The organism is Thalassospira sp. UBA1131 (assembly GCF_002311515.1).
In the GTDB taxonomy this organism is placed as follows: domain Bacteria; phylum Pseudomonadota; class Alphaproteobacteria; order Rhodospirillales; family Thalassospiraceae; genus Thalassospira.
The window spans coordinates 1-5504 of sequence record NZ_DCAO01000131.1 but is presented as its reverse complement, the minus strand read 5'-3'; the positions used below and the strand labels follow the sequence as shown (position 1 = coordinate 5504).

Sequence of the window (5504 nt, the reverse complement as noted above, 5' to 3'; positions counted from 1 at the left end):
ATACGAAAAACGCCGCCCTGAATGAGGGCGGCGTTTTTTCTTTCGGTATTTGACTGGGGAAGGCGTTATTTCGCCTTGCGACCCAAACCGATTTTCTTGGCAAACTGCGAACGCTGCTTGGCGTAATTCGGTGCGACCATCGGGTAATCTGCCGGCAGGCCCCATTTCGCACGGTATTCTTCCGGGGTGAGGTTATAGGTCGTGCGCAGGTGACGTTTCAGCATTTTCAGCTTTTTGCCGTCTTCAAGGCAGACAATATAATCATCGCCAATAGATTTTTTGATCGGAACAGCCGGTTTCAACGGTTCCTGTTCCGGTTCTTTTTCAACACCGTGTATATCATCAAGAGAAGCAAAGACAGTCGAAATCAGTTCCGGAATCTGTGCCGCGGCAAGCGCATTGTTGCTGACATAGGCAGATACAATGTCGACGGTCATCTGTAAAAGTTCGTCGCGATCAAGCACGCTGTTCTCGGTTTCAGCCATAATTGAAGTAATCCTTCATTTGATAAATCACATTAAACTTAATGCACTATTCAATCGGTATAGTCAAACCACAGAAAAACACAAGGTTATTTGTTTAATAGACCCTGTTTTGGTTTATAGGGATGTTATATTAAAGTTTATGCTTTGGCGGCGATGATTAAACCCTCTTAAATTTCAGATCGTACGGGAAATACAACCAAACATATTGCGCAATAATACTGTTTATATGGCTGGATCGTACTTTACGGCCATGGAGGCATTCTGATACCTGCTTGGACCTTGTTGACGGCGTTAAAGCTGACATATGTGTTCAATATACGGAGCGTTTGAACCATAACGGTTTTACTGCGTCAGTTCTGTTTGGAAAACTTGCTGTTTTGCATGAGCTGCGCGTTGGCAGTCCCGACGCTATATGCTACAAGGCGCTCAAATTTTAACTTTTGCTTTTGAATAAAGGCACGCCTATGACCGTCAAAACCCTTGCGATTGCCTCCGACCACGGTGGTGTGGAACTGAAATCAACCATTGCTGAAACCTTGAAAAAGCGCGGGATTGAAGTGCTTGATCTGGGCACAGATGGTTCGGCTTCGGTTGATTACCCGGATTATGCGCAGGCAGTGGCCAAGGCCCTTATCGATGGCAAGGCCGAGGCGGGTATTCTCGTCTGTGGATCTGGCATCGGTATGAGCATGGCAGCCAACCGTTATCCGCAAATCCGCGCAGCGCTGGTTCATGACCGTCTTTCCACGGAACTTTGCCGTCAACATAACAACGCAAATGTTCTCTGCCTTGGTGCCCGCCTTATTGGCGAAGCCACGGCACTTGATTGCGTTGATACCTTCCTGTCGACCGAATTCGAAGGCGGTCGTCATGAAGGTCGCGTCGCAAAAATGTCCTGCTCCGTCTGATTTTCTCGCCATCTGGCATCAACCGGAACGGGCAGGCGGTTCCATAGGGATCGCGTTACCCGTCACATCGCATCGAAAGAGGCCCCCGCATGTCGTTCAAAGGCTTTTTCACCACCAGCTTGGCCGAAGCTGATCCGGCACTGTACAAATCTGTCACCGACGAGCTTGATCGTCAGCAGAACCAGATCGAGATGATTGCTTCGGAAAACATCGTTTCCAAAGCGGTTATCGAGGCACAGGGCACTGTCCTGACCAACAAATACGCCGAAGGTTATCCTTCGCGCCGTTATTATGGTGGTTGTGAATATGTTGACGTTGCCGAACAGCTGGCAATTGATCGCGCCAAGGAAATCTTCGGCTGCGAGTTTGTCAACGTTCAGCCCCATTCCGGTGCGCAGGCAAACGGTGCGGTGATGCTGGCCCTTTGCAAGCCGGGCGATACCATTCTGGGTATGTCGCTTGATGCTGGTGGCCACCTGACGCACGGCGCGCGTCCTGCACTGTCGGGCAAGTGGTTCAATGCGGTTCAGTATGGCGTTCGTGAAGACGACCTGACCCTTGATTACGATCAGGTCGAAGCCCTTGCGGTTGAACACAAACCGGCGCTGATCATTGCCGGTGGTTCGGCCATTCCGCGTCAGATCGATTTCAAACGTTTCCGCGAAATCGCTGACAAGGTTGGCGCTTTGCTGATGGTTGATATGGCGCACTTTGCAGGCCTGGTTGCCGGTGGCGTTCATCCGAGCCCGCTTCCTTATGCAGATGTCGTAACCACTACCACGCATAAAACCCTTCGTGGTCCGCGTGGCGGCATGATCCTGTCAAACAACCTCGAGATCGGCAAAAAGATCAATTCCGCCGTCTTCCCGGGTCTGCAGGGTGGTCCGCTGATGCATGTGATTGCGGCCAAGGCTGTTGCCTTTGGCGAAGCCCTGCGTCCGGAATTCAAGGCATATGCACAGCAGGTTGTTGATAACGCCAAGGCACTGGCCGAAGTCCTCGTCAAACGTGGCTTTGACATCGTGACTGGCGGTACCGATACGCACCTGATGCTGGTGGACTTGCGTCCGAAGGGCCTGAAAGGCAACACGGCGGAAGTCGCACTGGAACGTGCAGGCATTACGTGCAACAAAAACGGTATTCCGTTTGACACCGAAAAGCCGACCATTACGTCTGGTGTGCGTCTTGGTACGCCGGCTGGTACCACACGTGGTTTCGGTGTTGCCGAATTCCAGCAGATCGGTGAACTGATCGGTGACGTTCTGGATGCCATGGTCGACAACCCGGAAGGCAATGCCGAAGTCGAGGCCGCCGTCCGTGCGAAGGTTGAAGACCTCTGCAAGCGTTTCCCGATCTATTCCTGATCGATTTGAGGCTTAGATAAAAATATGCGTTGCCCGTTTTGCGGACATACCGATACCCAGGTTAAGGACTCCCGTCCGACCGAAGAGCATCATGCCATTCGCCGTCGCCGGTTCTGTCCTGCCTGTGGTTCACGCTTCACGACATTTGAACGTGTCCAGTTGCGTGAATTGATGGTTGTGAAGACAGACGGGCAACGCGAATTGTTCGACCGCGACAAACTGGCGCGGTCGATCTTTCTTGCGTGTCGCAAACGCCCGATTGAAGACGAGCGTGTTGAAAAGGCCCTTAATGGCATTCAGCGTCGTCTTGAAAGCAGTGGCGAAAGCGATATTTCCACCGATACCATTGGCGAAATGGTGATGGAGGCGCTGAATGCCCTCGATCAGGTGGCTTATGTACGCTACGCTTCGGTGTACAAGAATTTCCGTGAAGCCCGCGATTTCGAACAATTCGTTGAAAAAATGCATGATGGGGAAGAAGAGGCGGACGCAGAGTAATGACAGCCCCCGCGTTTAGCGAAGACGACCGGCATTTCATGCAGGTCGCATTGAGCCTGTCAAAACGCGGTTTGGGAAATGTCTGGCCGAACCCGTCGGTTGGCTGTGTCCTTGTTTCTTCTGATGGCACCATCGTTGGTCGTGGTCACACACAACCCGGTGGCCGCCCGCATGCCGAACGTGTTGCCCTTGATATGGCCGGTCCCTTGGCCCGTGGTGCAACTGCCTATGTCACCCTTGAACCGTGCAGCCATGTTGGCAAAACGCCGCCCTGTGCAACCGGCCTGATTGAAGCCGGGGTGTCGCGCGTTGTCAGCGCGCTGACCGATCCGGATCCGCGCGTGTCGGGCAGGGGGCACAAAATGCTGGGTGATGCCGGCATTCAGGTTGATGTCGGGCTTTATGCCGATGAGGCCCGCCGTGTGAATGAAGGGTTTCTGTGCAAGGCCGAGCGTTCCCGTCCGTTTGTCACTCTTAAACTGGCATCGACCCTTGATGCGCGATCTGCGACGGCCAGTGGCGAAAGCCAGTGGATTACGGGTGCTTGCGCACGCGAAGCCGGTCACATGCTGCGTGCCAATCATGACGCCATTCTGGTCGGTGCCAAGACGGTCATCGCCGATGATCCAAGTTTGACCTGTCGCCTTTCCGGGCGCGATCACCAGTCGCCGGTGCGTGTCATTCTGGACCGCGCAGGTGACGTGCCGTTTGCTGCCAGGCTTGTCCAGACGGCCGACGACGTGCCGACATGGCTGGTGACAGCCAACAAGAATTTCGCCGAACTATCGGAAAAATTTGAAAAAACTGCGGTAAAAGTGATTTCTGCCGGATGCGCAGGCGATCATTTGGACCTACATGATGTCCTGCGTAAGCTGGCAGATGAAGGTCTGACGCGTGTCCTTGTTGAAAGTGGCGGAAATCTTGCCGCCGGTTTGATCAGGGCGGGTGTTGTCGATCGTATCATTCATTTCGTCGCGCCATCGGTGATCGGTGGTGACGGCAAGGCAATGATTGCAGATCTTGGTTTGAAACAGCTTGCAGACGCACCGCATTTCAAACGTACTTCAGTTCGTGAAGTAGGTGCAGATATTGCGCTAACCTACGATAAAATAACGGAATAAATGAATGTTCACTGGCATCATCACCGATATCGCAACCGTTCGTGCAATCAAGAAAACCGGCGACACCCGGTTTGAGTTCACCACATCGTTTGATACCTCAAAGATCGTTCTGGGGGCATCAATCGCGTGTAATGGTGCCTGCATGACCGTGATCGAAACCGGCGGTGACTGGTTTGCCATCGAGGCATCGGCAGAAAGCCTTTCGCGGACAACGCTGGGTGATCTTGTTGTCGGATCCAAGGTCAATCTCGAGCAGGCGACGCGTGTCGGCGATGAGTTGGGTGGTCACATCGTATCTGGCCATGTCGACGGGGTCGCAACGCTGACCAAACGCGTGCCAGAGGGTGATTCATTGCGCCTGACATTCGAAGTGCCCGAATCCTTTGCAAAATATATCGCCTCCAAGGGATCGGTGACACTTGAAGGTGTGTCATTGACTGTCAACGAGGTTGACGGAAACACATTTGGTATCAATCTGATACCGCATACCCAAAACGAAACCACATTGGGTTCAAAGCAACCGGGCGACCGGATCAACTTTGAAATTGATATGCTGGCACGCTACGTCGCACGCATGCTGGGCAAGGATTGATCAACAATGCCGCATAATTATCTTTCGCCAATCGAAGACGTCATCGAAGAGGCCCGCAATGGCCGGATGTTCATTCTTGTCGATGACGAGGACCGCGAAAACGAGGGCGATCTGGTTATTCCGGCCCAGATGGCAACGCCCGATGCCATCAATTTCATGGCAACCCATGGCCGCGGCCTGATTTGCCTGACGCTTGAATCTGAGCGCTGCGACGAGCTTGGCCTGACCATGATGAGTGCGCATAACGGCACGCGACACGAAACAGCCTTTACCGTATCGATCGAAGCCAAGACTGGCGTGACCACCGGTATTTCCGCCCCTGACCGCGCGCGGACTGTGGCCGTTGCGATTGATCCGACTGCCGGTCGCCACGACATCGTGACACCGGGCCATGTATTCCCGCTCCGTGCACGTCCGGGTGGGGTTTTGGTGCGGGCCGGTCACACAGAGGCGTCTGTTGATATCGCACGGCTTGCGGGCCTGAACCCGTCGGGTGTCATTTGTGAAATCATGAGTGATTCGGGTGAAATGGCGCG

At 53.5% G+C, this 5504-nt stretch carries 7 protein-coding genes; 6 read left to right on the top strand and 1 reads right to left on the bottom strand.

The genetic code is table 11. The features are described 5' to 3' along the window. Positions 1 to 65 precede the first annotated feature (65 nt). Positions 66 to 485, bottom strand: a complete 420-nt coding sequence (locus B3Z49_RS21250) for a MucR family transcriptional regulator (RefSeq protein ID WP_008891112.1) — start codon at positions 483 to 485, stop codon at positions 66 to 68. Positions 486 to 949: 464 nt separating this feature from the next. On the opposite strand from B3Z49_RS21250, the gene rpiB reads away from it, so the two are divergent. From rpiB to ribB, 6 genes are all read left to right on the top strand, one after another. Further along, positions 950 to 1393 carry a ribose 5-phosphate isomerase B gene (gene rpiB / locus B3Z49_RS21245; protein WP_008891111.1) on the top strand — a complete coding sequence of 148 codons (444 nt, stop codon included), beginning with the start codon at positions 950 to 952 and terminating at the stop codon, positions 1391 to 1393. A gap of 89 nt (positions 1394 to 1482) precedes the next feature. Continuing rightward, the gene (gene glyA, locus B3Z49_RS21240) at positions 1483 to 2757 is read left to right on the top strand and encodes a serine hydroxymethyltransferase (protein WP_064789160.1); all 1275 of its coding nucleotides are present in this window, start codon (positions 1483 to 1485) and stop codon (positions 2755 to 2757) included. Positions 2758 to 2781: 24 nt separating this feature from the next. Then, positions 2782 to 3255 (top strand): transcriptional regulator NrdR, encoded by a 474-nt coding sequence (gene nrdR, locus B3Z49_RS21235; protein ID WP_008891109.1) that lies wholly within the window; start codon positions 2782 to 2784, stop codon positions 3253 to 3255. Next, positions 3255 to 4376, top strand: coding sequence for a bifunctional diaminohydroxyphosphoribosylaminopyrimidine deaminase/5-amino-6-(5-phosphoribosylamino)uracil reductase RibD (gene ribD / locus B3Z49_RS21230; protein ID WP_296994661.1), 1122 nt, complete (start codon positions 3255 to 3257; stop codon positions 4374 to 4376). Before nrdR ends, ribD begins: the two co-directional genes overlap by 1 nt. A 4-nt stretch (positions 4377 to 4380) precedes the next feature. Further along, complete coding sequence (locus B3Z49_RS21225; protein WP_296994658.1) at positions 4381 to 4968, top strand: riboflavin synthase; 588 nt, start codon at positions 4381 to 4383, stop codon at positions 4966 to 4968. A 6-nt stretch (positions 4969 to 4974) separates the two neighbouring features. Further along, positions 4975 to 5504, top strand: a 530-nt coding sequence (gene ribB / locus B3Z49_RS21220) for a 3,4-dihydroxy-2-butanone-4-phosphate synthase (RefSeq protein WP_296994655.1), incomplete at its 3' end; no start/stop codon positions are given.

Coding starts and splice junctions, on each gene's coding strand:
- B3Z49_RS21250 (WP_008891112.1), bottom strand. CDS start 485: ATGGCTGAAACCGAGAACAGCGTGCTTGATCGCGACGAACTTTTACAG.
- rpiB (WP_008891111.1), top strand. CDS start 950: ATGACCGTCAAAACCCTTGCGATTGCCTCCGACCACGGTGGTGTGGAA.
- ribD (WP_296994661.1), top strand. CDS start 3,255: ATGACAGCCCCCGCGTTTAGCGAAGACGACCGGCATTTCATGCAGGTC.
- nrdR (WP_008891109.1), top strand. CDS start 2,782: ATGCGTTGCCCGTTTTGCGGACATACCGATACCCAGGTTAAGGACTCC.
- glyA (WP_064789160.1), top strand. CDS start 1,483: ATGTCGTTCAAAGGCTTTTTCACCACCAGCTTGGCCGAAGCTGATCCG.
- B3Z49_RS21225 (WP_296994658.1), top strand. CDS start 4,381: ATGTTCACTGGCATCATCACCGATATCGCAACCGTTCGTGCAATCAAG.